Annotated in this window: 21 protein-coding genes; 14 read left to right on the top strand and 7 right to left on the bottom strand. The window is 67.7% G+C overall.

Translation table 11 applies throughout. The features are described 5' to 3' along the window. Positions 1-83 precede the first annotated feature (83 nt). The 4 genes from BUB09_RS14490 (at position 84) to BUB09_RS14475 (ending at position 5,199) form a co-directional block, all read left to right on the top strand. On the top strand, positions 84-2,552 hold the full coding sequence (locus BUB09_RS14490) for a zinc-dependent metalloprotease (protein ID WP_072898669.1): 2,469 nt from the start codon (positions 84-86) through the stop codon (positions 2,550-2,552). Between the two features lie 64 nt (positions 2,553-2,616). Then, a complete protein-coding gene (locus BUB09_RS14485) occupies positions 2,617-3,234 on the top strand; it encodes a fumarylacetoacetate hydrolase family protein (RefSeq protein ID WP_072898667.1) in 618 nt (205 codons plus the stop codon). After that, a complete protein-coding gene (locus BUB09_RS14480) occupies positions 3,234-3,941 on the top strand; it encodes a DUF502 domain-containing protein (protein WP_072898665.1) in 708 nt (235 codons plus the stop codon). Before BUB09_RS14485 ends, BUB09_RS14480 begins: the two co-directional genes overlap by 1 nt. Positions 3,942-3,954: 13 nt before the next feature. Continuing rightward, positions 3,955-5,199: an MFS transporter gene (locus tag BUB09_RS14475; RefSeq protein WP_072898663.1), complete on the top strand. Its 1,245-nt coding sequence runs from the start codon at positions 3,955-3,957 to the stop codon at positions 5,197-5,199. 55 nt (positions 5,200-5,254) lie between these two features. Here the strand turns inward: BUB09_RS14475 and BUB09_RS14470 are convergent, their stop codons facing one another. Continuing rightward, complete coding sequence (locus BUB09_RS14470; protein WP_072898662.1) at positions 5,255-7,864, bottom strand: S8 family serine peptidase; 2,610 nt, start codon at positions 7,862-7,864, stop codon at positions 5,255-5,257. A 229-nt stretch (positions 7,865-8,093) separates the two neighbouring features. On the opposite strand from BUB09_RS14470, the gene BUB09_RS14465 reads away from it, so the two are divergent. After that, positions 8,094-8,726 (top strand): acyl carrier protein phosphodiesterase, encoded by a 633-nt coding sequence (locus tag BUB09_RS14465; protein WP_072898660.1) that lies wholly within the window; start codon positions 8,094-8,096, stop codon positions 8,724-8,726. After that, positions 8,723-9,208, top strand: a complete 486-nt coding sequence (locus BUB09_RS14460) for a hotdog fold domain-containing protein (protein WP_072898658.1) — start codon at positions 8,723-8,725, stop codon at positions 9,206-9,208. Before BUB09_RS14465 ends, BUB09_RS14460 begins: the two co-directional genes overlap by 4 nt. Here BUB09_RS14460 and yihG read toward each other — a convergent pair. The 3 genes from yihG to BUB09_RS14445 form a co-directional block, all read right to left on the bottom strand. Next, entirely contained in the window at positions 9,171-10,118 is a 948-nt protein-coding gene (gene yihG / locus BUB09_RS14455) for a 1-acylglycerol-3-phosphate O-acyltransferase, YihG family (protein ID WP_072898656.1), read from the bottom strand. The genes BUB09_RS14460 and yihG overlap by 38 nt on opposite strands. Before the next feature lie 65 nt (positions 10,119-10,183). After that, positions 10,184-10,639 carry a YybH family protein gene (locus tag BUB09_RS14450; protein WP_084083466.1) on the bottom strand — a complete coding sequence of 152 codons (456 nt, stop codon included), beginning with the start codon at positions 10,637-10,639 and terminating at the stop codon, positions 10,184-10,186. Then, positions 10,636-11,172: a protease complex subunit PrcB family protein gene (locus BUB09_RS14445; RefSeq protein WP_072898653.1), complete on the bottom strand. Its 537-nt coding sequence runs from the start codon at positions 11,170-11,172 to the stop codon at positions 10,636-10,638. The genes BUB09_RS14450 and BUB09_RS14445 overlap by 4 nt, the downstream gene beginning before the upstream one ends. 45 nt (positions 11,173-11,217) lie before the next feature. Between BUB09_RS14445 and tfpB the strand changes: the two genes are divergently transcribed. From tfpB to BUB09_RS14415, 6 genes are all read left to right on the top strand, one after another. Beyond that, complete coding sequence (gene tfpB, locus BUB09_RS14440) at positions 11,218-13,044, top strand: type IV pilus assembly ATPase TfpB (RefSeq protein ID WP_072898651.1); 1,827 nt, start codon at positions 11,218-11,220, stop codon at positions 13,042-13,044. 48 nt (positions 13,045-13,092) lie between these two features. After that, the gene (locus tag BUB09_RS14435; protein WP_072898650.1) at positions 13,093-13,815 is read left to right on the top strand and encodes a response regulator; all 723 of its coding nucleotides are present in this window, start codon (positions 13,093-13,095) and stop codon (positions 13,813-13,815) included. A gap of 28 nt (positions 13,816-13,843) precedes the next feature. Further along, positions 13,844-15,016, top strand: a complete 1,173-nt coding sequence (locus tag BUB09_RS14430; RefSeq protein ID WP_072898648.1) for an ATP-binding protein — start codon at positions 13,844-13,846, stop codon at positions 15,014-15,016. 168 nt (positions 15,017-15,184) lie between these two features. Further along, positions 15,185-16,381 (top strand): NHL repeat-containing protein, encoded by a 1,197-nt coding sequence (locus BUB09_RS14425; RefSeq protein WP_084083465.1) that lies wholly within the window; start codon positions 15,185-15,187, stop codon positions 16,379-16,381. A 59-nt stretch (positions 16,382-16,440) separates the two neighbouring features. Then, positions 16,441-17,691, top strand: a complete 1,251-nt coding sequence (locus BUB09_RS14420) for a hypothetical protein (protein ID WP_139250301.1) — start codon at positions 16,441-16,443, stop codon at positions 17,689-17,691. Further along, entirely contained in the window at positions 17,675-18,559 is an 885-nt protein-coding gene (locus tag BUB09_RS14415; protein ID WP_175550214.1) for a DUF4382 domain-containing protein, read from the top strand. The genes BUB09_RS14420 and BUB09_RS14415 overlap by 17 nt, the downstream gene beginning before the upstream one ends. Before the next feature lie 3 nt (positions 18,560-18,562). Here the strand turns inward: BUB09_RS14415 and BUB09_RS14410 are convergent, their stop codons facing one another. Continuing rightward, positions 18,563-19,615, bottom strand: coding sequence for a Leu/Phe/Val dehydrogenase (locus BUB09_RS14410; RefSeq protein ID WP_072898642.1), 1,053 nt, complete (start codon positions 19,613-19,615; stop codon positions 18,563-18,565). 195 nt (positions 19,616-19,810) lie between these two features. Here BUB09_RS14410 and BUB09_RS14405 point away from each other — a divergent pair, with 195 nt between their 5' ends. After that, positions 19,811-23,164: a transglutaminase family protein gene (locus tag BUB09_RS14405; RefSeq protein ID WP_072898640.1), complete on the top strand. Its 3,354-nt coding sequence runs from the start codon at positions 19,811-19,813 to the stop codon at positions 23,162-23,164. 150 nt (positions 23,165-23,314) lie between these two features. Then, complete coding sequence (locus tag BUB09_RS14400; RefSeq protein WP_072898638.1) at positions 23,315-23,476, top strand: YqaE/Pmp3 family membrane protein; 162 nt, start codon at positions 23,315-23,317, stop codon at positions 23,474-23,476. Positions 23,477-23,515: 39 nt separating this feature from the next. On the opposite strand, the gene BUB09_RS14395 is transcribed toward BUB09_RS14400, so the two are convergent. Together BUB09_RS14395 and BUB09_RS14390 are read right to left on the bottom strand one after the other, a co-directional pair. Further along, positions 23,516-23,893 (bottom strand): hypothetical protein, encoded by a 378-nt coding sequence (locus BUB09_RS14395; RefSeq protein ID WP_072898636.1) that lies wholly within the window; start codon positions 23,891-23,893, stop codon positions 23,516-23,518. Between the two features lie 137 nt (positions 23,894-24,030). After that, on the bottom strand, positions 24,031-24,825 hold the full coding sequence (locus BUB09_RS14390; RefSeq protein WP_072898634.1) for an MOSC domain-containing protein: 795 nt from the start codon (positions 24,823-24,825) through the stop codon (positions 24,031-24,033). Between the last annotated feature and the right edge of the window lie 15 nt (positions 24,826-24,840).

Genomic DNA, 24,840 nt, shown 5'->3' with positions numbered 1-24,840 from the left:
CTTGCAGCCGGCAGCCTTCGCGCCGCGACGCGGCCGCTGCGATGCGTATTGATGCCCTTGTTCAAACCCGTACCGGAGCTGCCATGCATCGCCTTGCGCATCTGATCTGCTGCCTTTCTCTGCTCGGCGCAGCCGGCGCTGCGATACCCTGCGCGCACGCGGCGCCGGCTGCGGACGCAGCGCGCAGCACGGCGCTGCCGTCGATCGCCGACAAGACGCGCGGCTGGACACGGTTTGACGGCTTCATGCCGCTGTACCGGGACGACAGCGAGGGCCGGCTGTATCTGGAACTGCCGCAAGCCGACATCGGCGCGCTGTACGTCACCACGCTGACGCAGGGCTTGGGCTCGAACGACATCGGGCTCGACCGCGGACAGATCGGCGACTCGCGCTACGTGCGCTTTCGCCGCGTTGGCCGCAAGGTGCTGATGGTGCAGCCCAACCTCGCGTTTCGTGCCGGCAGCGACGATCGTGACGAGCAGCGCGCCGTCGAGCAGTCATTCGCTGAATCCGTTCTGTTCGGTTTTCCGGTCGTTGCCGAAAACGGCGAGCGCAGCCTGGTCGACGCCACCGGCTTTGCGCTGCGCGACGTCCATGATGCGATCGGCGCGATCAAGCGTGCCGAGCAAGGCAGCTATCAGCTCGACGTCGAGCGCAGCGCGGTCTATTTGCCTGGCACCAAGGCGTTTCCGCGCAACACCGAGATCGAAGCGACGCTGACGTTCAAGGGTGAGACGCCCGGCGCCTATGTCAAGGACGTCACGCCCACACCCGAGGCCATCACACTGCGCGAGCGCAGCTCGCTGATCGCACTGCCGGAGCCCGGCTATCAGCCGCGCCGTTCGCACCCCGGATCGGGCTATATCGAAACCACGTTTGCCGACTACGCCACGCCGATCGATCACCCGCTGATGCAGCACTACATCCTGCGTCACCGCCTGCAGAAAAAAGACCCCGGTGCCGCCGTCAGCGATGCTGTCGCGCCGATCGTCTACTACGTCGATCGCGGCGCACCGCAGCCGATCCGCGACGCCTTGATCGCCGGTGCGCGCTGGTGGAATCAGGCGTTCGAGGCGGCCGGTTATCGCGATGCATTCCGTGTCGAACTGATGCCCGAAGGCGCCGACCCGCTCGATGTCCGCTACAACGTCGTGCAATGGGTGCACCGCGCGACGCGCGGCTGGAGCTACGGCAATGCCGTGATCGATCCGCGCACCGGCGAGATCATCAAGGGCAATGTGTCGCTGGGCTCGCTGCGCGCACGCTACGACTATCTATTGGCCGAAGGTCTGCTATCGCCGTACGACGATGCAGCCGGCGATGCCGCATCCGATGCGATCCGAGCGCTGGTGATGGCGCGGCTGAGCCAGCTGGCCGCGCACGAGATCGGCCACACGCTCGGCTTGCTGCACAACTACGTCGCCAGCCACGACGGACGCAGCTCGGTGATGGACTATCCGCAGCCGCTGGTCACGCTGCGCGACGACGGCAGTATCGACATCAGCGCGCCGTATACGCAGCAGATCGGCGCCTGGGATCAAGTGGCGATCGATTACGGCTACCGGCAGTTCGCACCCGGCACCGACGAGACCGCCGCACTGCGCGAAATCCTGACGCGGGCGCAGCGCGCCGGCATCGGCTTTCTGACCGACGAAGACGCGCGACCTGCCGGTGCCGCGCACCCGGATGTCGCGCTGTGGGACAACGGCCGCGACAGCGCTGCCGAACTGCGACGGATGATGGCCTTGCGGCGCGCGGCGTTGGCGCGTTTTGGCGAGCGTGCGATCAAGGGCCAGATGCCGATGGCGACGATCGAAGAAGCGCTGGTGCCGCTTTACCTGCACCACCGCTACCAAGTCGATGCGGTCGCCAAGACGCTCGGCGGCCAGCGCTATGTGTATGCGCTGCGCGGCGACGGGCAGCAACCGCTCAGCGCGGTGCCGGCCGCTGAGCAAGCCAATGCGCTCGATGCGCTGATCGACACGCTGGCGCCATCCGCGCTGGCCCTGCCCGACACCCTGCTCGATGCGATCCCGCCGCGTCCGCCCGGCTGGCCGGCGACGCGCGAGCTGTTCACGCGCACCACCGGTGTGAGCTTTGACGCGGTTGCGCCCGCGCGCGCGGCATCGGCGATCACGATCGCCGCGCTGCTGCAGCCGGACCGCGGCGCGCGGCTGGTGCAACAGCAAGCGCGCAACCGCCGCATGCCGGGCCTGGACACGGTGATCGACCGCTTGATCGCCGCCACGTTCGATGCCCAGCGCAGCAAGGACGACACGCAGCGCTTGATCCTGCATGCGCAGCAGCTGATCGTCGTCGACAAGCTGGTCGCGCTGGCGCGCAGCGCGTCCGATGGCAGCGTGCGCGGACTGGCCTTGCTCAAGCTGGACCAGCTGGCCGCGCGCAAACCGGCGGCCGGCACCGGCATGGCTGAGGCCGCCCAAGCGCGGCTGATCGCCGAGCGGATCGCGCGCGCCGCCGACGCTCAGCGCGACGCTGCGCCTGCCGGCATCGAGCTGCGACTGCCACCGGGTCCGCCGCTGGGCGGCTGAGCGTTCACGCCAGCGGCGTCCGATTGCGTCTACCATCTGGGGCCCACCTGCATCGCCATAGGCCATGAACGTCAAGCGCATCTTCTGCATCGGCCGCAACTACGCCAAGCACGTCGCGGAGCTGGGCAACACGTCCGACGGCGACTGCGTGGTGTTCATGAAGCCGCCGAGCTGCATCGTCGATGAAGGCGAGCCGGTGGTACTGCCGCGCGGCATCGGCGCGATTCACCACGAAGCCGAGCTGGTCGTGCTGCTGACCGGCGGCGGCCGCGATATCGCCGTCGACGAGGCGCTGGACTGCATCGCCGGCATCACGCTGGGCTTGGACCTGACCGCGCGCGACTTGCAGACGCAGCTAAAGAACAAGGGCGCGCCCTGGGAACTGGCCAAGGCCTTCGACGGCGCCGCGCCACTGGGCGACTTCAAGCCCTATCTCGAACAGGACCTGCAGGCGATCGAGTTCACCTGCCACGTCAATGGCCAGCTGCGACAGCGCGGCAACACCGCCGACATGCTCTACAGCGTGGCGCGACAGATCCACATCCTGAGCCATACCTGGACCCTGGAGCCGGGCGACGTGATCTACACCGGCACGCCGGAAGGCGTCGGGCCGGTCGAACCGGGCGACACGATCGAGCTGGCCAGCGCCGGCATCGGCCGCTTCCGCTGGACGTTCGCCTGATGAAATTCGACTGGAGTCGTATCGACTGGCGCGCGGCCGGCGCACGTCGCGGCTCGCTGCGGCTCAGCGGGCGCAAGCTGTCGCGCACGTTCTTCACCGGCCTGCTGGCGGTGCTGCCGATCATGGTCACGCTGGCGGTCGTGATGTGGCTGATCGGCGTGGCGGACACGTTCTTCGGCAGCTTCGTGCGCTGGTTTGCACCGGGCACTGCGTCGCTGCCGGGCATGGGCTTACTGATGTCGCTGCTGGTGATCTTCGTCGTCGGCCTGCTGATGCAGGCGGTGTTCTTCCGCGAGTTCATCAAATGGACCGAAGAACAGCTCGAACGCGTGCCGCTGATCAAGACCGTCTACAGCGCCGTCCGCGATCTGACGGGGTTTTTCTCGAAGAAGGACGATTCGCGCTTCGGCCGCGTGGTGATGGTGGCCATGCCGAATCTGCCGTTCCGGCTGCTCGGCTTCATCACCGTCGAAGACCTGACCGCATTCGGGCTGGCCCAGGACCACGACACGGTCGCGGTCTACCTGCCGATGAGCTACCAGATCGGCGGCTACACGGTGCTGATCGCGCGCCAGCATCTGGTCGAAGTCGACATGAGCTTTGAAGATGCAATGCGCTTTTTGATCACGGCCGGCATGTCGCGTGGCGCCGATGCGGCGCCGGGCGCCGCCGTCGTGATGCCGCCCGGCGTCACGCCACCGGGCTGAGGCGCGCGCCGGCATGACGCAAGCCGCGCTGTCGCCCGTCCGTGTCGCAGCGCCGTACACGCTGATGCTGCTGACCGGGCTGTATATCGCCCAGGGCATTCCCTACGGGTTTTTCACCCAGGCGCTGCCGGTGCTGCTGCGCGACGCCGGGCTGTCGCTGAAGGCGATCAGCCTGACGTCGCTGCTGTTCGTGCCGTGGACGCTGAAGTTCGTCTGGGGGCCGTTCGTCGATCGCGTCGGCGCGCCACGGCGCTGGCTGCTGCCGCTGCAACTGGGCAGCGCCGCCGGCGCTGCGTTGCTGACCCAGGTCGATCTGCAGCAGGGCTTTGCCGCGCTGTTCGCCGCGTTCTTCCTGTTCAACCTGTTTGCTTCGGTACAGGACGTGGTCACCGATGCGCTGGCCGTGCGGCTGCTGGACGAGCGCCAGCGCGGCTTGGCCAACGGCGTTCAGGTTGGCGCCTACCGGATCGGCATGGTGCTCGGCGGCGGGCTGCTGCTGTACGTCTACGCACGCTTCGGCTGGCGGCCGATGTTCCTGTCGATGTCGATGTTGCTGCTGCTGTGCTCGCTGCCGGCGTTCTGGCTACGCGTGCCGGCCGCACGCGCCGAACCGCTGCGCATCACAGGCCGCGCGCTGGTCGCCGGCTGGTGGACGCGCTTGCGTCAGCCCGGCGTGCTCGGCTTCATCGGCCTGATCGCCGCCTACAAGTTCGGCGACACGATGGCCGCCTCGCTGATCGGCCCGTTCATGCGCGACTGGGGTCTGCAGAAGGAGGCGATCGCGCTGATCAAGGGCACGGTCGGCTCCAGCGCCGGTCTGGCCGGCGCCGCAATCGGCGGCTGGGCAGCGTGGCGCTTTGGCCGGCGTCCGGCGCTGCTGGTGTTCGGGCTGGCGCAGACCGCGAGCATCGCGCTGTACGCGCTGGCCGGACTCAAGCTCGGCGGCGTGGGCATGGTGTGGGCCGCGTGCATCGCCGAACACGCCTTGGGCGGCATGGCCACGGTGGCGCTGTTTACGCTGATGATGGACGCCAGCGACCCCGATCATGCCGGCACCGATTACAGCCTGTACGCCTGCGCGATCGTGCTGACGCAGGGTGCAGCGGCCTTCGTCGGTGGCGCCGTCGGCGATGCATCGGGCTACGTCACCAGCTTTGTCGTGGCGACGCTGGCGTCGGGCGTCGGCTGCTTGCTGCTGGTGGCCCGCCTCGACCGCGGCGCCGGTCCGGCGGCGCTGCGCACGCACTGGCGCCGCTAGACCCGCAGCGCAGGCAGCACGCCGAAATCGGCCATGCTGCCCGCGACACCTCCCGTTATTCCGGGAACGGAATGCTGTTGTAGGCGCGCGTTGCCAGCCCCGCGTAGGCCGCGCGGCTGACGGTGCCCTTGGGGTTGATCCGGGCCACGGTGGCGCCGCCCTGCTGCGACAGCTGCACGTCGAGAATGCCCAGCGCGATGGCGTCCTGCACGTGGTTACGCAGCGCCGGATCGACGTCGGCGGCATCCGCCACCGGCACCGTGTTGCCTTCAGCGTCGAACGCAAACAGATCCATGCCCTCGTACTGCGCCGTCAGGGCCTGACGGCCGATCGCCTGCACCAGCGCAAACGCGGCCTGCTGGCGGCTGACCGTGCCAGCCGGGTTGAACTTGCCGTTGCTGGCAGGCGCCAGCGGCGGCAGCGCCTCCGGCGACAGGTCCATCAGCAGCTGGCCCGGTGCCGTCACCGCATCGGCAACGGCGGCGGCGAAACCGGTGGTGTCGGTGTAGCGCTTGGCCTGCGACGGCTCGCGCGTCTGGCGGACGCCGAAGGCCATCAGGTATTCGGCCAGCTGACGGCGCGTCAGCAGCGCGTCGGGCGTGAAGCCGGCCGGCAGGCCATCCACCAGGCGCTTGGCGACGGCGAATTCGATCGTCGTCTGGTCGCTGCGGCCGCGAATGTCGGCCAGACCCTGGGTCGTGCCGGTCTTGAACACGGTCAGCGTCGCATCGACGGTGCCCGGGCCGGCAATGCCGTTGGTGACGCCAAGTGGGTCGAGCGACACACCCGACAGCGAGCCGATGCCGCTGACGCTGAACTGCCAGATGCCGGCCCTGGCCGGCGCCGAGGTCGCGACCGTGGCGCCGAGCACCGGCAGCGCAATCGATGAGCCGTAGCGGTTGCCATCCGGGTCGGTCAGCACGATTGCGCAGGTGCAGGCATTGCCCTCGGGCTGGGTCCACTGCGCCAGCACCAGGCTGTCGTCGGCACCGACTTCGAAGCTGACCGGCTCAACCGCGCCGGCGGGTGCAAATGCGACGCTGACCGGGGTCACGGTCGACTCGCCGAGTGCAATCGACGCGAAGAAGCCACGCTGAGTGTGATTGGGCACGCCGTAGTCGCGGCGCAGCGACAGCGCCATTGCCAGCGCGGCCTCGACGTTGGCCATGCCGGCGCCGACTTCCCAAGGCTCGTAGCCGGGCATGTTGGTCGCCGTTTTCTCGAAGATCGGCTTGATCTCGCGCCAAGTCAGCGCCGGGTTGGCTTCGAGCAGCAGCGCGACCAGGCCAGCCAAGTGCGGTGCGGCCATGCTGGTGCCGGTCTTCTGCGTGTAGAACGGAATCAGCTCCAGCGGGATCGCGCCACTGCTGATGTCGGCCTCGGTATCCAGCGGCGTGAACGGGTCGGCCGCGACCGCGCGCGCCGAGATGTAGTTGGTGCCCGGCGTGACCACGGTCGGCCGGTCGTTGACGATCAGACGTTCGCCGTCGACGTCGGTGAAGTAGCTGCCGCGCGCCAGCGAGCCACGCGACGAACTCGGCGCCAGCAGGCCCGACTTCTCGGCGTTGGCCGCCGCCAGCACCCATGGCGCCTTCTTGAAGTTGCCGGTGATCGTGTCGGGGCCGCTGCCGGAGTTGCCGGCCGAGAACACGACGATCACGCCGCGGTCGGACAGCGCCTTGGTGGCGATGTTGGTCGGGTCGGCCGGGTCGAAGCAGGTGCCAACGTCGCCGGTGTTGCCGAACGAGTTGGTGACGATCCGCAGGTTGTATTCCGGGTGCGTGTCGAGGATCTGCATCGCGTAGTCGAAGCCGCCGAGCGTGTCGAGCACGAACAGCGCCGCGCCCGAGCCGTAACCGATCAGGCTGGCACCCTTGGCCGAGCCGGTGAACAGGCCGGCCGAGGCGGTGCCGTCGCCGGCGGCAATGCCGGCCACATGGCTGCCGTGCGAGCCGAGCACGTCGGTGTTGGGCACGTTCTCGATCGGCAGATTCGGGTTGATGCCGACCACGTCGCCCAGGCCGTTCAGATGGCCGAGCGCGTTCTGCAGCAGCTTGCCGCCGAACTGCAGGTCCCGATGCGTGCCGTCGATGCCCGAGTCGTTGACCAGAATGCTGATGCCCTTGCCGGTGTACGGCTGGCCGTCAGCATTGACCAGCGCGGTCTGCGCCTGGGCGCGCGTGACCGACGTCAGCACGTTGGCGGCTTCGTCGTCGAGCGTGACCGGGTCGTTGAAGCGCAGCGAGCGCACGCCGGGCGTGGCCATCAGCTTCTGTGCCGCTTCACGGGTGGCGACGATGCCGGCGATCGGCAGGCGGTTGAGTGTGTAAGCGCCACGCACCGGCAGCGTTTGCAACAGCGCCTTTTGCGCCGGCGTCACGCCGGCTTTGCCGTCGAAGCTGACGACGAACTGGCCCAGCGTACCGGGCCGCATCCGTGCCAGACGCTCGGCCGTGCGTGCGGCGCCGGTGGCCTCGCAGCTGCCGATCGACGCGGTCGGCGCCGGCGGCTCCGGTTGCGGCACTTCGGGCGTCGTCGGCGGCGTCCCGCCACCGGGCGCTGGCGTACCGGTGCCTCCAGCGCTGCTGCCGCTGCCGCAAGCCGCCAGCAGCACCAACCAGACCGACATCAACGAATGACGCACGACGAAACGCGAGACGCTCATAGGCTCGAGTGAAATGGCAAGACGAGGAAGCCTGGAGTGTAGGAAACCGCTGACAAACGGTCCTGAGAGATTCCCCGGCTAGCGTCTGCCTGCTTCCCCTCAGTGCCGTTTCGGCATCGAGTCGGTGATGGTGCGGGGGATTTGAGCCGCAACGCGTCGCACCGCCCCGACGGCTGCTGGCTGGCGCTGACGCCATACGCCGGCGGATGGCGGTCGCTACGATAGCGGCATGAACTTCCTGGCCCATCTGCTGCTGGCCGACCGCGTCGGCGCCGATCTGGCCGGCGCGGTGCTCGGCGACTTCGTCCGGGGGCCGGACCTGACGCGCTTCACGCCAGCGCTGGCGCACTCGATCCGCCTGCATCGGCGCTTGGACACGATCACCGACCAACATCCGCGCGTGCTGGCCGCGACGGCGCGGTTTGCGGCCGGCACGCCGCGCCGCTACGCCCCGATCATCCTCGACGTGCTGTGGGACCACGCGCTGGCGACCGACTGGTCGCACTACGCCGCTGGCGAGCGCCTGGGCGCATTCTGCCGGCGCAGCGCCCAGGCGATCGCAGCCCAAGCCGCGCTGTTCGATGGGCCGCGCCGGCCGAGTCGCAGCGGCATGAACGCGCTGCTGCTGAGCTATGCCACCGAGACCGGCATCGAGTTGGCACTGCGCCGCGTCGCGGGTCGGCTCAAACAGCCTGCACCGATGCTCGACGCGATCAACGGCTGGCAGGTGCATCTGCCGGCGCTGCGCGGCGACCTACCCGAGCTGATCCGCGACCTCGAGGCCGCGGCGCGCGACTTTGGCGCACCGCCAGCCGCGTCCCCGAATTCCTTTCCCTTGTCCCTTACGGAGTCACAACGATGAGCAAAACCCCGATGGTGCTGAGCGCCTGGCAACGCCTGTCCAAGCTGCCGCTGGGTCCGCGGCTGTTCACGCGGATGATCTGCATGAAGGCCCCGTACTTCGGCAGCATCAGCCCGCTGATCACCGAGCTGGCGTTCGGCCACTGCGTGGCCAGCGTCAAGAAGCATCGCGCCGTGACCAACCACTTGGGCACCGTGCACGCGATCGCGATGTGCAACCTGGCCGAAGTGGCCGGCGGCATCATGACCGAAGCCAGCGTGCCGCCCGACACGCACCGCTGGATTCCGAAGGGAATGACGGTGTCGTACTTGAAGAAGGCCGGCACCGACGTGCGCGCCGTGGCGCATTTCCCGACGCCGCCAGTGTTCGGCGACGAAGGCTTCGAGCTGCCGACCGCAGTGACGATCTACGACACGGCCGGTGAGGCCGTGTTCGAGGCCGAAATCAGGATGTGGGTTTCGCCCAAGCCCGCGAAGCGCTGAGCGTTTCGCCCGGGAAGGACGCCAGGATCTGGTTGATGCGCGCGTCCTTCTCGGTCCACAGCTGGCCCAGCCACAACTGGAAGCGCTTGCGGAACTCCGGATCGCTCTCGTAGCTGCCGACGAAGAATTCGTGCGGCACGGTCAGCTGCCGCACTTCAACGATCACCGTCCGCACCTGGCCGGACAGCAGGCCCCACAGGCCAAGCGGCCCTTCGGGATACACGATGGTGATGTCGAGCAGCGAGTTCAGCCGCTCGCCGAGCGCCGACAACGCAAACGCAAAACCACCGGCCTTGGGCCGCAGCAGATGCTGGTAGGGCGAGCTCTGCTGGTCGCGCTTGGCCACGGTGAAGCGCGTGCCTTCGAGGAAGTTCAGCACCAGCCCCGGCTGATTGCGGAAGCGCTCGCAAGCACGCCGCGTGGTTTCCAGATCCTTGCCGCGCAGCGCCGGGTTCTTCTTCAGCTCGCTGGTCGAATAGCGCTTCATGAACGGGTAATCGAGGCCCCACCACGCCAGGCCCAGCACCGGCACCCAGATCAGCTCCTGTTTCAGGAAGAACTTGAAGAACGGCGCCTTTTTGCCGAAGGCCTTCATCAACACGACGATGTCGTTCCAGCTCTGGTGGTTGGCGCAGACCAGGTACTGCCCTTTGGGATCGACGCTGGCGTCGACGCGGATCTGCCAGCGCGTCGGCAGAAAGTGGTCGACGAACCAGGTGTTGCAGACGGCCCAGTTCTGCGCGAGCGCCGACGCGGCGCGCGACAGCAGGTCTCGGGCTCGCGAGCCGACCGGCGTGAGCAGCTTGAGGAAGATCATCACGTAGAGCGGCACAGCCCAGAAGCAGGTGTTGACCACCAGCAACAGCGACATCGCCGAGCCGAGCAAGAAGCGCGACAGCGTTTTGAACATGCGGGTTTCCTATCGAGTCGTTGACAGCGACGGCTCTACGGCCGCTCGCAATGAAGGGACGGGTTTTACTCGTCCTGCGGCGAATGCGCCGACCAATGAATGTGTGCGATGCGCCAGCCATCGACACCGCGGCGCAGCAGCATCGTCTCGGTGCCATCGAGCACCAGCTTGCGGCCGTCGAACTGGCCTTCGGTGACCGTCGTCGAGATCACCCACGCGGTGTTGGTGTCCTGGCTGGCCTCGCGGCGCAGCACGCGGCGCTCGGTCTGCCGGGCGAACTGGTTGGCGTCCGCCAGTTGGCGGCTGCCCCAGTCGTCGCGGCTGTTGTCGGTGAAGCCCTGCTCGTAGATCGTGACGTCCGGCAGCAGAAACGCCAGCGCCGCACGGCCATCACCGACCTTCAGTGCCTTGTGAAAGGCTTCGACGGTGTCCGACGGCGTGCTCGGCGCTTCGGCGGCGGCCGGCATGGCCACGCCCAGCGCCAGCATCACGGCCGCCAGTCCGCGCAGCAGGCGGCTCACGGGGTAACGCCGGTGCTGGCGCGGACCTTGCCGGTCTGGTCGACCAAGCGCAGCGACTTGAACTCCACCGCCGGCAGACGCACCAGCGCGCAGGGGCTGGTGATGACCTGGGCGCTCATCGCATCGGGGCGCGGCGCAAACGTGGTCGCCTTCAGCAGCAGCACGCCGTCGCGCAAGCCGCCCTGGCGGCTGACGGCCAGGCCGTGGCCGGCGGTGCTGCGCTGGCCCAGATCGACCACGACGTAGCGCGCTGGCGTCAGCGCGGCCTGCGATATCAGCGCAACGCCGCGGCTGGACTGCCACTGCATGACCGCATCGGCGCTGGCCAGCAACTGCAGGCGCGTTTCGCCGTCGGGCGCATTGCACTGGCTGTCGTTACCGACTTCGACGACGGCAACGGCGTTTTCGCGCGTGAACCAGCTGGACACGTCGGGCGCCGAAACCTGGGGAACCCAGCTCTTGGACGACGCGCAAGCAGAGCCGAGCAACGCGGCGGCCAGCACGATCGGCAGGCCGGTATTTCGTAGGATCATGTCGAGGCAGGCATCGAAATTCGTCGCCGATGCTAACGTAACGCGATGAACAAGTCCCCGAGCCCCACCGCCGCCGGCGTCATCCGCGATCAGCGGCTGACGCTGACCGAGGCGCTCGACGCGCTGATCCGCGACCAGCGGATCACGCGGGAACAAGCGCAGCTGCTGCTCGGCCGCAGCGCGGGTGATCCGCGTCATCCGCTGGTCGTGATCGCCGACTGCGAATGGGACGACGCCCGGACGCCGGGCCAGCGGCTGACGCTGGACACCCTGGTGCAGTGGCAGGCGCAGCAGGCCGGTCTGCCCTATCACCGGATCGACCCGCTGGGGCTGGACGTGGCGCGGATCACGCAGCTGATCCCGTATGCCTACGCGGCGCGGGCGCGCATCCTGCCGGTCAAGGTCACGCCGACCGAAATCGTGATCGCCACCGCCGAGCCGTGGTTGCGCGACTGGGAACGCGACCTGGCACCGGCGCTGAAGCGCGACGTGCACCGCGTCTTGGCCAGCCCGGCCGATCTGGACCGCTACATCGTCGAGTTCTATGCGCTGGCGCGCTCGGTCAAGGCGTCGAGCGAGCAGCGCGGACGTCAGCCCGGCGGTGGCGTGCAGAGTGGCATCCAGAATCTGGAGCAGCTGACCGAACTCGGCCGCAGCGGCAAGCTGACCGCCGACGACCAGCACGTGATCGCGATCGTCGACTGGCTGCTCAGCTACGCCTTCGAACAGCGCGCCAGCGACATCCACATCGAGCCGCGCCGTGAACGCGGCAATGTGCGCTTCCGGATCGATGGCGTGCTGCACGAGGTCTATCAGATCCCGGCGACGGTGATGCCGTCGGTGACCAGCCGGATCAAGATCCTGGCGCGGATGGACCTGGCCGAAAAGCGCAAACCCCAAGACGGCCGCATCAAGACGCGCTCGCCGTCGGGCAAGGAAGTCGAGCTGCGCGTGTCCAGCCTGCCGACGGCGTTCGGCGAAAAGCTGGTGCTGCGGATCTTCGACCCCGCCGTGCTGCTAAAGGACTTCAACGAACTGGGCCTGACCGCCGACGAGGCCGCGCTGTGGCGACAGATGATCGGCGCGCCCAACGGCATCATTCTGGTCACCGGCCCAACCGGCTCGGGCAAGACCACGACGCTGTATTCGACGCTGCGCCATCTGGCCACGCCCGACGTCAACGTCTGCACGATTGAAGACCCGATCGAGCTCGTCGAACCCGCGTTCAACCAGATGCAGGTGCAGGCCAACATCGACCTGAGCTTTGCCAGCGGCGTGCGCGCGCTGCTGCGCCAGGACCCGGACATCATCATGGTCGGCGAAATCCGCGACCTGGAAACCGCTGAGAATGCGATCCAGGCCGCGCTGACCGGCCACCTGGTGCTGAGCACGCTGCATACCAACGACGCGCCCAGCGCGATCACCCGGCTGCTCGACCTGGGCGTGCCGCCGTATCTGATCAAGGCCACCGTCGTCGGCGTCGTCGCGCAGCGACTGGTGCGCACGCTGTGCCCGCACTGCAAGCAGCCGGCTGCCGTCGATGCGAAGCGCTGGCAGGAGATGGTCGCGCCATGGCCGCTCGCGCTGCCGACGACGGCGCAGCAGGCCAGCGGCTGCCTGGAATGCCGCGAAACCGGCTACTTGGGCCGCGCCGGCGTCTACGAGATTCTGCGAATGACGCCCGCGCTGCGCGCCGGCATCCACGCCAGCGCCGACCCGGCCGAGCTGCGCACGCTGGCCGTCGCCGACGGCATGCGGCCGCTGCGGATTGCCGGCGCCAGCAAGATCGCCGAGGGCCTGACGACGATCGACGAAGTGCTGCGCTGCTCACCGGACGCGCCCCCACCCGCCGGCACCGAGGCGCGCAACTGATTGGCGTCAGCGTTGTCAGACGCTGACTCCCGGCCCGCCCCTCGCCTCATGACCGCCACGCCACGCCCGCATATCGTCGTCGTCGACGACGACCAGCAGATCCGCGAACTGCTCAGCCAGGTCCTCGACCAATATGGCTTTGCGACACGCGCCGTCGCCGACGGCGCTGCGCTGCGCCGCGCGTTGGCCGAGCAACCTGCCGACCTGATCGTGCTCGACCTGATGCTGCCCGGCGAGGATGGGCTGGCGATCTGCCGCGATCTACGCACTCGCTCGAACACACCGGTGATCATGCTGACCGCGCGCGGCGAATCGATCGACCGCATCGTCGGCCTTGAAGTCGGCGCCGACGACTACGTCGCCAAGCCGTTCGACCCGCGCGAGCTGATCGCGCGCATCCGCACTGTGCTCCGGCGTGCCAGCGCGATGCCGGGCGCCACGCCGACGCGCTTGCGCGGCTGGACCTTCGACGGCTGGACCTTCGACGCCGTGCGCCGCGAACTGCGCGATCCCGACGGCGCGATCGTCGCGCTGTCGAGCCTGGAATTCCGGCTGCTGGAACTGCTGCTGCAAAACGCCAATCAAGTGCTGACGCGCGACCGCATCATGGAAGCCACGGCCGGACGGCCGGCCGATCCGTTCGAGCGCCGCATCGACATCGCGATCTCGCGACTGCGTGCGCGGCTGCGCGACGACGGCCGCGAGCCCCGGCTGATCAAGACCGTGCGCAATCGCGGCTACGTGCTGACCGCCGACATCGGCAGCAGCTGAGTCCTCCACCGACCGGGCGCCGGCGCTGATGACGACCTTGATGGCGCGCCTGCGCGCCGTGCTCCATCACACCTACGGCCGCATTCCGCTGTCGCTGCGCGTGGCGCTGCTGATCTCGCCGGTGATCGTCGTCGGCCAGTATCTGACGATGCGGCTGCTGTGGGAGATGCAGCCAGTGTCGGTGTTGCAGGCCAGCAGCGACTTCGGCATGCCGCGACCGCCGCCGCGTTTCATGCCCGAGCCCGGCTTCCGGCTGCCGATGCGGGATTACGATCGGGGTCCGCCAGTCCCCTGGGACAATCCGCCGCCGATCGACAGCAGCGGCAAGAAGCTCACGTTCGCCCGGCGCAACTTCATTCCCCCATGGCAGAGCTTGGGCGGAATCTTCCTGATCACGACGCTGATCGTCTGGTTCGCGGCCTGGTGGGTCATGCGGCCGTTGCAACGACTGTCGCGCGCCGCCGAAGCCTTGGGCCGCGACGTCGGTAGCGAGCCGCTGGCCGAGCGCGGGCCGCCCGAAGTGCGCCGCGCCGCAGCGGCGTTCAACCGCATGCAGGACCGGCTGCTGCGCTTTCTGCGCGGACGCAGCGATGCGCTGCTGGCGATGTCGCACGACCTGAAAACGCCGATCACGCGGTTGCAGCTGCGCTTGGCGCTGCTGCCCGAAGCGCTGCAGGCGCCGATCGCCGACGACATCGGCACGCTGCAGAAGCGCGTCGAAGAAGCGCTGACGTTCATGCGCGGCGTTCATGGCGGCGAGCCGATGCAGGACGTCGACGTCAACGCGCTGGTCGCGATCATCGTCGAGCGCTTGCAGGACACCGGTGCCGACATCGAGTTGCGCGGCAGCGCGCGCACGCTGGCCTGCCGCCCAGGGCAACTGGAGCGCGCGATCGCCAATGTGCTCGAAAATGCGGTGCGCTACGGCGGTAGCGCCGTGCTGACGATCCGCGACCGCAGCGACGCGCTGACGATCCGCATCCGCGACCGCGGCCCCGGCATCCCCGAATCGCTGCTGCCACGCGTCACCGAGCCGTTCTTCCGCGTCGAGTCGTCGCGCAACCGCGACAGCGGCGGAACGGGCCTGGGGCTGGCGATCACCAAGGACTTGGTCGAGTCGATGGGCGGGCATCTGCTGCTGCGCAACCATCCCGACGGCGGCTTGGACGTGCAGATCACGGTGCCGCGCCAGACGCGCTGACGCAGGCGCAACCAACACAGCGCGTTCCAGCGCGTTACATCAAACCGCTACGGCGTTACCGGCGGTTGCAATACCGCAAAGCTGGTCAACACGATGGGCCCCTATCGTCTCGGCTCGACAGCGCCGCCGCAACGGCGCTGATTTTTCGACCCGTTACGAGAGATCTTCATGCCCGTGTTCCCCTCGACGCCGCTGCGCCGCGCCACTTCCATCCTGTGCCTGTCGACGCTGATGTTGTGGGGCTTGAGCGCCTGCGGCGGCAACAGCAGCGACGACGACGATGTCGACATGCCCGAAGCGTTTGCGCTGCTGGGTCAAGACAGCTTCACCGGGTCGCAATCCAACCGCGGCAACAGCGTCAACGCGCTGGGCTTGGCGCAACCACTGGGCGGCGTCGCCACCAATGGCAGCCTGTTCTACTTGGCCGACTACAGCAATCACCGCATCCTGGGCTGGAACAGCATTCCGAGTAGTAGCGCGGTGGCGCCCGACTTCGTGATCGGCCAGAGCGATTTCACCAGCAATAGCTCGGGCACCTCGTCGTCCAAGTTGGCGCTGCCGGCCAGCGTGTCGATCACCGACAGCCGCCTGGTCGTGGCCGACGCCGGCAACAATCGCGTGCTGATCTGGAACAACCTGCCGACCGCCAATACGCCGGCCGACGTCGTCGTCGGCCAGAGCGATTTCAGCGGCAACGATCCGGGCACCGGCAGCGGCGCGCTGAACTTTCCGATCGCCGCGACGATCGCCAACAACAAGCTGTTCGTCGTCGACCAGTACAACAATCGCGTGCTGATCTGGAACAGCGTGCCCGACGCATCGGGCAGCGACGCCAGCGTCGTACTCGGACAACCGGATTTCACGACGGCGACCGCGGCCGACGAAGAAGACGGTCTGACCAATCCCGCCAGCTTGTGGACCGACGGGCTGCGGCTGCTGGTGTCCGACAGCGGCAACAACCGCGTGATGTATTGGTCGTCGATTCCACGCAGCAGCGGTAGCGACGCGACCTACGTGATCGGCCAGACCGACTTTTCGCGCACAGCAGCCGGCGTCGGACAAGCCGCGCTGCGGACGCCGTACGGCGTGACCTCGGACGGCACCCGCATCTACATCGCCGACGCCGAAAACAACCGCGTGATCAAGTTCGACTCGTTCCCGATCGCCAACGGCGCCTCGGCCGTCGACACCTATGGCCAGGACAGCTACAGCGCACGCACGCCCAACGACGACGATCAGGACGGCGCCAGCGACGACGAGCCGTCGTCGCGCACGCTCAGCTCGCCGACCGGCGCGACCTATTTCAACGGCGTGCTTTACGTCACCGATCGCAGCAATCACCGCGTGCTGTTTTTCCCGGATTGATCACCGACGCTCGTCTTGCCGTCGTCACCCACCCCACGATCAAACCGGGCTTTTTATTCATGAGGTTTTCCCGTTTGCTATCGGGCAGTACGGCGCTGCTGTGCGCCTGCTCGGTCAATGTCGGTGAAGGCAGCCGGCCGACGCAGCTGTATCTCGGCCTCGATGGCGAGCAGGCGTCGGCCAACATGTCGGAGTGCACGACGGTGCAGCTCAACGCCTACGTCGTGTTCACCTCCGACAGTGGTACCAACACCGGCACCTACAACGACCGCGTGCAATGGACGTCGCAGAACCCGTCGATCGTCGTGGTCAGCGACGGCGTCACGCCCAGCCCCGATGGCCATCAGTACAGCGCCGGCACGCTGATCGCGCTACGCCCCGGCGCGGCGACGATTTCAGCGGCGTATCTGGACTTCCAGGCGTCGATCACCGTCGATGTCGAGCCCTTGTACGACTTGCGTATCGACAACCCGCTGACCGATATCGGCGCCGGGCTGGACCAAGCCTTCGCGCTGAAAGCCGTGATCCGCCAAGGCCAGCCGGAGCAGGACATCAGCAGCAGCGGCGTCTGGCGATTCGACCCGGCAACGGCCCAGGCTTACGTCGACGACGCCAGCGGCCTGGTGCACGCCAATTCGAGCACCGACGGCGCGGCGCTGCGCTTGGTCACGCGGCTGCCGGAATGCGATCGCGAAGTCTCGACCCAGTTTCGTATCTCGCCGGTCACGACGCTGCAGATGGACTACGTCGAGCGCGGTGACGCTACGGAACTGCCCTATGGTTTCTCCGAAGCGTTTCAGGTGACGGCTGGATTTGCCGATACCAGCGCGCCGCGGCAGAACATCACCACGCAGACCTCGCTCGATGCGATCGACGACGACTACCTGAGCGCAACACTCGGCGAGGATGCGTGGTACGTCACCGCTCAAGACCGCGCTGGCAGCGGTGCGCTGCGGCTGTCGATCGACGCGCTCGACCGGAAGCTCGACAGCAAGCAATGGCAGGTGCGTAACACGCCGCTGCGCGCGATCACGCTGACGCCCGACGACCTGTCGATCACCTATCCCGATACCGGTCAGCTGCAGGTGCTCGGACGATTCGAAGACGGCCTGGAGATGCCGGTGACCCGCCACGTCAGCTGGAGCAGCAGCGACAGCAGCCTGGGCACCGTCAATGGCGGCAGCGACGATGCCGGTGAAGTGACGACGTTCGATATCGACGGCGATTTCGAAGTCACCGCGTCGATCGTCATCGACGACGAAACCCTGGACGAAACGGTCATGGTGCATGCGTATGCCAACCGCGATTGAGCGTTTGCGAGACAGCGCCCTGGCCGCCGCGCTGCTGGCACTGCTGACTGGCTGCGAGGCGCGCGTCAGCGTCGATCTGGCCGCGTCGGGCCACGGCAGCACCGACGAAGTGAATCTGGCGATCGACGGCGTGGATCTGCTCGACGAGGACGGCAGCAATCATGAGTTGGATCGCGACGGCGATGACGATACCGTCGACGTGCTCGACTACATCGACGGCGATTCGGTACGGCTGGTCGACGAGGCCCGTCTGGCGCAGGGACGCTATACCGGGCTGCGACTGCGCTTTGCCGACAGCGGCTCGACGCTGGTCACCGCCAGCGGCGCGAGCTACCCGATCGACGTGATCGGCAACGCCAGCTTTGCCGACATCGACATCGAACTGGGCGAAGACGACAGCGCCGAGCAGCAAGTGATCCTCGAAACGCGCTTCTCGCTGTATCCGTCGACCACGGTGAACGGCCATTACAGCCTGCAACCTGTCATGCGGGTGGTCGACACGCAGCGCAGCGGCAGCATCACCGGCAGCGTCGACGCCGAGCTGATGCGCAGCAGCAACTGCCGCCAAGGCCGCGCACTGGGCGAAGGCGCAGCGGTATACGCCTACAGCGGCGCCAACGTATCCCCACGCGATTACTTGCAGGACACCGGCGGCAGCCCGGTGGCGTCGGCCGATATCGTCGTCAACGACGACGCCGCGTCGTTCTCGTATCAGTTCGCTGCGCTGAAGGCGGGGCGCTATACGCTGGCGCTGACCTGCAACGCCGACGGCGACAATCCGACCGTCAGCGATGCGATCAGCTTCTTGGCGACCGCAAGCGTGCAGCTGTCCGAGCAGGATTCGGAGTCGGTGACGCTGTCGCAGTAGCGCTCAGCGGCGGCGGAAGATCTCTTCGGCCATCTTGTCGGCGATGCTGCCGGTCGGACGATGCTCGGCGGCGCTGCGCTGGAAGATCGCGGCCAGCGTCGTGCCGATCCGCTGCAGATGCGCGTCGACGACCGCTGCATCGTAGTGCTCGCCTTCGTAGTAGATGTCGATGATGCCGCCGGCATTGATCACGTAGTCCGGCGCATACAGGATGCCGCGCTCCATCAGCACATGATCGTGCCGCGGCTCGGCCAGCTGGTTGTTCGCGGCACCGGCGATCACGCGCGCCTGCAGCAGCGGGATCGTGCGGTCGTTGAGCACGGCGCCGAGCGCACACGGCGCAAACACGTCGACATCCAAGCCGTAGATTTCGTTCATCGCCACCGCGCGCGCGCCATAGGCCGCGACGCAGCGGTCCACCGACGGTGCATACGCGTCGGTGACCCATAGCTCGGCGCCAGCTGCATGCAGATGCCCGGCGAGCCGATGGCCGACGTTGCCGACGCCCTGGATCGCCACGCGCAAGCCGCGCAGATCGTCGCGGCCGAGCTGATGGCGCACTGCGGCGCGCAAGCCGTAGAACACGCCGAGCGCGGTTGCAGGCGATGGATCGCCGGTACGGCCGGCAGCGGTCGATGCGGCATCGGCCAGCCCGCCGACGTGGCGTGTGAACGCGGCCATGCGACGGATGTCGGCAACGCTGGTGCCCGAATCTTCGGCGACGACGTACTGGCCGCCGAGGCGCTCGACGAAGCGGCCCATCGCGTCGATCAGCTCCGGTGTCTTGGCGGCGCGCGGGTCGCCGATGATCACGCTCTTGCCGCCGCCCTGGCGCAGACCGGCCAGCGCGGCCTTGTAGGTCATGCCGCGCGACAGCCGCAGCACGTCGGTCAGCGCATCGTCGTCGGTGGCGTACGGGAACATCCGGCAGCCGCCCAGGCCCTGGCCAAGCTGGGTGTCATGGACGGCGATGATCGCCTTCAGGCCGCTGGCGCGGTCGTGGTGGAAGGCGACGATTTCGTGGGCGTCGAACTCGGGGTGCGCAAATACCGACATGGCGGGCTCGCTGGGCGCGCCGATGACGGCGCCGGGTGGCCGCTAGTCTAGCCACCGGCCGGCGCCGCTCCCTGAGGGATATCCGGTCGGGGCGCCTTCGATCTGCGACAATTCTTGCTTACGCTTCTGCGCACATCAGCGAACCCCGCGGCAGGGCACGTCCCCGCCGCCTGCCTCAAGGCCGACCGCGACCCTATGACCCTCCACGCTGCGCTGTTTCACCAGACGTTCTATCGCTACGACCGTCAGGTCACGTTGTCCCCGCAGATCATCCGTCTGCGCCCGGCGCCGCATTCGCGCACCCGCGTCATGAGCTACTCGCTGAAGATCGAGCCCGAGCCGCACTTCCTGAACTGGCAGCAGGACGCGTTCTCGAACTGGCTGGCGCGCGTGGTGTTTCCGGACACGGTCGACCAGTTCAAGGTTACGGTTGACCTGGTGGCCGACATGGCCGTCTACAACCCGTTCGACTTCTTCGTCGAGCCCGAGGCCGAAGAGTTTCCATTCGCGTATTCCGACACGCTGAAGGACGAACTCAAGCCGTACTTGCGCAAAGACGAGCTGACGCCGCGCTTCAAGGCGTTTGTCGAGTCGATCGATCTGTCGCCGCTGCGCACGGTCGACTTCATCGTCGGCCTGAACACGCGCATCCAGCAGACCGTGAAGTACCTGATCCGGATGGAGCCGGGCGTGCAGACGCCCGAAGAAACGCTGGACCTGGGGTCGGGATCGTGTCGCGACTCGGCTTGGCTGCTGGTGCAGACGATGCGCCACCTGGGCCTGGCCGCGCGCTTCTGCTCGGGCTATTTGGTGCAGCTGACGCCCGACGTCAAATCGCTGGACGGCCCCAGCGGCACCGAAGTCGACTTCACCGACCTGCACGCCTGGTGCGAGGTGTATCTGCCGGGCGCCGGCTGGATCGGCCTGGACCCGACGTCCGGCCTGCTGACCGGCGAAGGCCACATTCCGCTGTGCGCCACGCCCGAACCGAGCAGCGCAGCGCCGATCTCGGGCTCGATGAGCTTCCTGAAAAAGGACGAAGACGACGAGCTCGACACCGAGTTCGGCCACGAGATGAAAGTGACCCGGCTGGTTGAGACCGCGCGCGTCACCAAGCCGTACACCGAAGACCAGTGGGCCGCGATCGACACGCTGGGCCAGGCCGTCGATCAGACGCTGGTCAGCGGCGACGTGCGTCTGACGATGGGCGGCGAGCCGACGTTCATCTCGATCGACGATCGCCAGGGCGCCGAATGGAACACCGCTGCGGTCGGGCCGATGAAGCAGGGCTTGGCCAATACACTGATCCGGCGTCTGCGTGACCGCTTTGCGCCCAACGGCCTGCTGACCTACGGCCAGGGCAAGTGGTACCCCGGCGAGCAGCTGCCGCGCTGGGCGTATGCGCTGTACTGGCGCGGCGACGGCAAGCCGATCGTCCGCACCGACCTGTCCGAGGGCTCGGCCAAGGCCACGCCGCTGCTGGCGCGGGAGCTGATCCGCGGGCTGGCGCAGCGGCTCGAAGTCGACCCGGACAACGCGCTGCCCGCCTACGAGGACGCGTTCTACTACCTGCACCGCGAAGGCCGGCTGCCCGACAACGTCAGCGCCGACGACAACAAGCTCAAAGACCCGGAAGAGCGCGCCCGCATCGCGCGCACGTTCTCGCGCGGGCTCGACCAGCCCAAGGGCTACGTGCTGCCGGTGCAGCGCTGGCAAAGCCGCGCCTGGATCAGCGAGCGCTGGAGTTTTCGCGGCGGCCGCATGTACCTGATCCCCGGCGATTCGCCGGTCGGCTTCCGCTTGCCGCTCGATTCACTGCCCTGGATCCCGGCCTCGCAGTATCCGCACGTGATTCCGTACGACCCGATGCGTCAGGTCGACCCGCTCGACGACGTCGACATCCGCCGTCAGCCGTTCCTGCAAGCGCCGATCACCGAGCAGGAAAAGCGTCGCCGCGAACGCCAGCAAAAGCTGATCGCCGAGCGCGACCAGCCCGAGCCCGCGCGGCGCGGCGCCTATCTGCAAGGCGGCAACGTGCGTACCGCGCTGACGGTGGAGCCGCGTGACGGCTTCCTGTGCGTGTTCATGCCGCCGACGTCCGGCGTCGAGGACTATCTGGAGATCATCACCGCCGTCGAAGACGTGGCCGCCGAACTCGATGCGCCGGTGCGTATCGAAGGCTACTCACCGCCGGCCGACAGCCGCATCAACGTGCTCAAGGTCACGCCCGACCCCGGCGTGATCGAGGTCAACATCCATCCAGCGCACAGCTGGCAGGAGCTGCGCGAGATCACGCTGACGGTCTACGAAGAAGCGCGACTGGCGCGGTTGGCCACCGAGAAATACCTGATCGACGGCCGCGCAGTCGGCAGCGGCGGCGGCAATCACTTTGTCGTCGGCGGCGCCACGCCGGCCGACTCGCCGTTCCTGCGCCGTCCCGACCTGCTCGGCTCGCTGGTGCGCTACTGGCAGAACCACCCGGCGCTGAGCTACTTCTTCAGCGGCTTGTTCATCGGCAGCACGTCGCAGCATCCGCGCGTCGACGAAGCGCAGGACAACATCCTGTACGAGCTGGAGATCGCGCTGTCGCAGCTGCCGCCGCCGGGCCAGCAAGTACCGCTGTGGCTGATCGACCGCATCATGCGCAACCTGCTGGTCGACGTGACCGGCAACACGCACCGCACCGAAATCTCGATCGACAAGCTGTACTCGCCCGACGGCCCGACCGGCCGCCTCGGCCTGGTCGAATTCCGCGCGTTCGAAATGCCGCCGCATCCGCGGATGAGCCTCACGCAGCAGCTGATGCTGCGCGCGCTGATCGCCTGGTTCTGGAACAAGCCGTACACGCGCCCGCTGACGCGCTGGGGCACACGCCTGCATGACCAGTTCATGCTGCCGCATTACTGCTGGCAGGACCTGAAGGAAGTGCTCGGCGATCTGCGCGGTGCCGGCTTTGCGTTCAAGGACGAATGGTTCCTGCCGCACTTTGAATTCCGCTTCCCGCTGCACGGCGTGCTGCTGCACGAAGGCATCGAGCTGGAACTGCGCCACGCGCTGGAGCCGTGGCCGGTGCTCGGCGAAGAAGCCGCTATCGGCGGCACGTCGCGCTACGTCGACTCGTCACTCGAGCGGATGCAGATCAAGGCACGCGGCCTGACCCCGGGCCGCCACTTCGTGACCGTCGGCGGCCGCAAGCTGCCGCTGCGCGAAACCGGCGTCCGCGACGAATTCGTCGCCGGCCTGCGCTACCGCGCCTGGCAGCCCGCGTCTTGCCTGCACCCGACGATCGGCGTGCACACGCCGCTGGTGTTCGACCTGTACGACGACTGGAACAAGCGCGCGCTGGCCGGCTGCACCTACCACGTGATGCACCCCGCCGGCCGCAGCTACGAAACCTTCCCGGTCAACAGCTACGAAGCCGAAGCCCGCCGCCTGTCGCGCTTCGCCCCTTACGGCCACACCCCGCAAACGTACTGGCCGCAAGACGAAGCCCCGAACCCGGACTACCCGTACACACTGGACCTGCGCCGTCCGCCGATGGGGCGGTAGCGGCGGCAGCTTCATGCGGTGCGCGGGCGGCGAAAGTCGAGCCGCGCAAGCCGGCGAGCTGAGCGATCGAAAGGCAGCCGGATCGATCGTCCAGCACGCGGTTTCGCGTTACCTTGTCAGCCTGACCACAAGCCGAGAACGTGAACGACCATGGACGTCATCCGCATCCTGCTGGCGATTCTGCTGCCCCCGCTGGGCGTGTTTCTGCAGGTCGGCATCGGCCTGCAGTTCTGGATCAACATTCTGCTGACGCTGCTGGGCTACATCCCCGGCATCATCCACGCGGTGTACATCATCCTGTCGCGGGAATAGCCGCAACACGGTCCGCTGCGTCAGCAGCGGATCGCTCGGCTACATGTGGATCACAAAGCCTGCGTGGCTTTCGTGGTTGATCGTCACGTCGACGCGATAGTCGCCAGCCTGCAGCGCCACGGCGGTGTCGAAATGGCCGCGCAGGTCGGCGCGGTGGTGCGGCGCCAGCACCAGCTCGCTCAGCGAATACACCGGCTGCGCCGCTTGTGCGTGCAGCGGATGGAAGCCGACGGCGACATCGGCGTCGTCGACCGGGCGGCCGTCGCGCAGCAGCTCGACGCTGACGCGATGCAGCGCCTTGCGCGACGGCTTGACCGGCTGTTCGGCGATCGCCAGCTTGACCGTGTAGGGCGAGCCGCTGTCGGTACGGGTTTCGAGATTCAGTTCGTTGAGCGGGGCATGCAGCAGCGTGTTCATGGTCGACTCCGTGTTGCGTCGTTCACTTAGGACTTCAGTGATTACGAACAGCTTGTCGGCTTGGACGCTGCATAACTTGAATCGACGACTGAAGGCGCAGTCACTGGCGACGGAGGGCGCCGTCGAGGCCGTGTACCTCAGCGCAGCAACTCGACCGGGTCGCCGATGCGCAAGCGGCCGGCGCTGCGCGCGATCACGTTCATGCCAAAGGTGACGCCGCGCGTGCTTCGGCGATAGCCCGCCAGCGTGCGCAGGGGTTCACCGCTGGGGTCGAAGGCGCCGGTTTCGGGCACGACGGTCGTAAAACCGCAGCGGACGCAGGGCTTGACCAGTTCGAACTCGACGGCGCCGATGCGCAGCCGCCGCCAGCCGTCCTCGGCATGCGGCGGGGCGCCGTCGATGACCAGGTTCGGACGGAAGCGCAGCATCGGCACCGGCATCACCAGCCGGGCATTGAGCGCGTCGAGCGACGCCTGGCCGATCAGCAGCAGCGGGTAGGCGTCGGCAAAGCTGACTTCGTCGCCGGGCTGGGCGTGGTCCGGGTCGACGGCGCGCGCGGCCGCGGCGTCCATGTAGACCAGGCGGCAATCGGAGCGCAGGAAGCGCGACACCCAGCGATGCGCGTCATCGGGCGCCAGTGCGGCGCTGACGCGGCTGCGCCAGATGTCGACGGTCAGTCGTTCGCCGCCCTGCGGCGGCATCACGAACAGGTCGGGCATGCCGGGCGCGCGCAGCAGCAGGCCTTGCGGCGTCGGCTCGGCGCGGATCAGCACCAAGCGCGGTTGTTCGCGTCCGGTGATGAAGCGGGCGCCGGCATCGACGATCAGCCAGCGCCGGTCATGAGCCAGCCCGCGCCGCTCGACATCAGCCTGCTGCGGATACAGCGGTGCGCAGGATTTGACCGGATAGATCAGCAGCGAGGTCAGCTGCATGGCGATCGATGCGTC

Origin of the sequence: Hydrocarboniphaga daqingensis (genome assembly GCF_900129825.1) — a bacterium.
In the GTDB taxonomy this organism is placed as follows: domain Bacteria; phylum Pseudomonadota; class Gammaproteobacteria; order Nevskiales; family Nevskiaceae; genus Hydrocarboniphaga; species Hydrocarboniphaga daqingensis.
The sequence above is the reverse complement of the archived record's forward strand: the minus strand, read 5'-3'. Positions and strand labels throughout refer to the sequence as shown.

Coding starts and splice junctions, on each gene's coding strand:
- BUB09_RS14425 (WP_084083465.1), top strand. CDS start 15,185: ATGCCCGTGTTCCCCTCGACGCCGCTGCGCCGCGCCACTTCCATCCTG.
- BUB09_RS14465 (WP_072898660.1), top strand. CDS start 8,094: ATGAACTTCCTGGCCCATCTGCTGCTGGCCGACCGCGTCGGCGCCGAT.
- BUB09_RS14480 (WP_072898665.1), top strand. CDS start 3,234: ATGAAATTCGACTGGAGTCGTATCGACTGGCGCGCGGCCGGCGCACGT.
- BUB09_RS14400 (WP_072898638.1), top strand. CDS start 23,315: ATGGACGTCATCCGCATCCTGCTGGCGATTCTGCTGCCCCCGCTGGGC.
- BUB09_RS14485 (WP_072898667.1), top strand. CDS start 2,617: ATGAACGTCAAGCGCATCTTCTGCATCGGCCGCAACTACGCCAAGCAC.
- BUB09_RS14390 (WP_072898634.1), bottom strand. CDS start 24,825: ATGCAGCTGACCTCGCTGCTGATCTATCCGGTCAAATCCTGCGCACCG.
- tfpB (WP_072898651.1), top strand. CDS start 11,218: ATGAACAAGTCCCCGAGCCCCACCGCCGCCGGCGTCATCCGCGATCAG.
- BUB09_RS14415 (WP_175550214.1), top strand. CDS start 17,675: ATGCCAACCGCGATTGAGCGTTTGCGAGACAGCGCCCTGGCCGCCGCG.
- BUB09_RS14420 (WP_139250301.1), top strand. CDS start 16,441: ATGAGGTTTTCCCGTTTGCTATCGGGCAGTACGGCGCTGCTGTGCGCC.
- BUB09_RS14470 (WP_072898662.1), bottom strand. CDS start 7,864: ATGAGCGTCTCGCGTTTCGTCGTGCGTCATTCGTTGATGTCGGTCTGG.
- yihG (WP_072898656.1), bottom strand. CDS start 10,118: ATGTTCAAAACGCTGTCGCGCTTCTTGCTCGGCTCGGCGATGTCGCTG.
- BUB09_RS14445 (WP_072898653.1), bottom strand. CDS start 11,172: ATGATCCTACGAAATACCGGCCTGCCGATCGTGCTGGCCGCCGCGTTG.
- BUB09_RS14430 (WP_072898648.1), top strand. CDS start 13,844: ATGACGACCTTGATGGCGCGCCTGCGCGCCGTGCTCCATCACACCTAC.
- BUB09_RS14410 (WP_072898642.1), bottom strand. CDS start 19,615: ATGTCGGTATTTGCGCACCCCGAGTTCGACGCCCACGAAATCGTCGCC.
- BUB09_RS14395 (WP_072898636.1), bottom strand. CDS start 23,893: ATGAACACGCTGCTGCATGCCCCGCTCAACGAACTGAATCTCGAAACC.
- BUB09_RS14435 (WP_072898650.1), top strand. CDS start 13,093: ATGACCGCCACGCCACGCCCGCATATCGTCGTCGTCGACGACGACCAG.
- BUB09_RS14460 (WP_072898658.1), top strand. CDS start 8,723: ATGAGCAAAACCCCGATGGTGCTGAGCGCCTGGCAACGCCTGTCCAAG.
- BUB09_RS14490 (WP_072898669.1), top strand. CDS start 84: ATGCATCGCCTTGCGCATCTGATCTGCTGCCTTTCTCTGCTCGGCGCA.
- BUB09_RS14475 (WP_072898663.1), top strand. CDS start 3,955: ATGACGCAAGCCGCGCTGTCGCCCGTCCGTGTCGCAGCGCCGTACACG.
- BUB09_RS14405 (WP_072898640.1), top strand. CDS start 19,811: ATGACCCTCCACGCTGCGCTGTTTCACCAGACGTTCTATCGCTACGAC.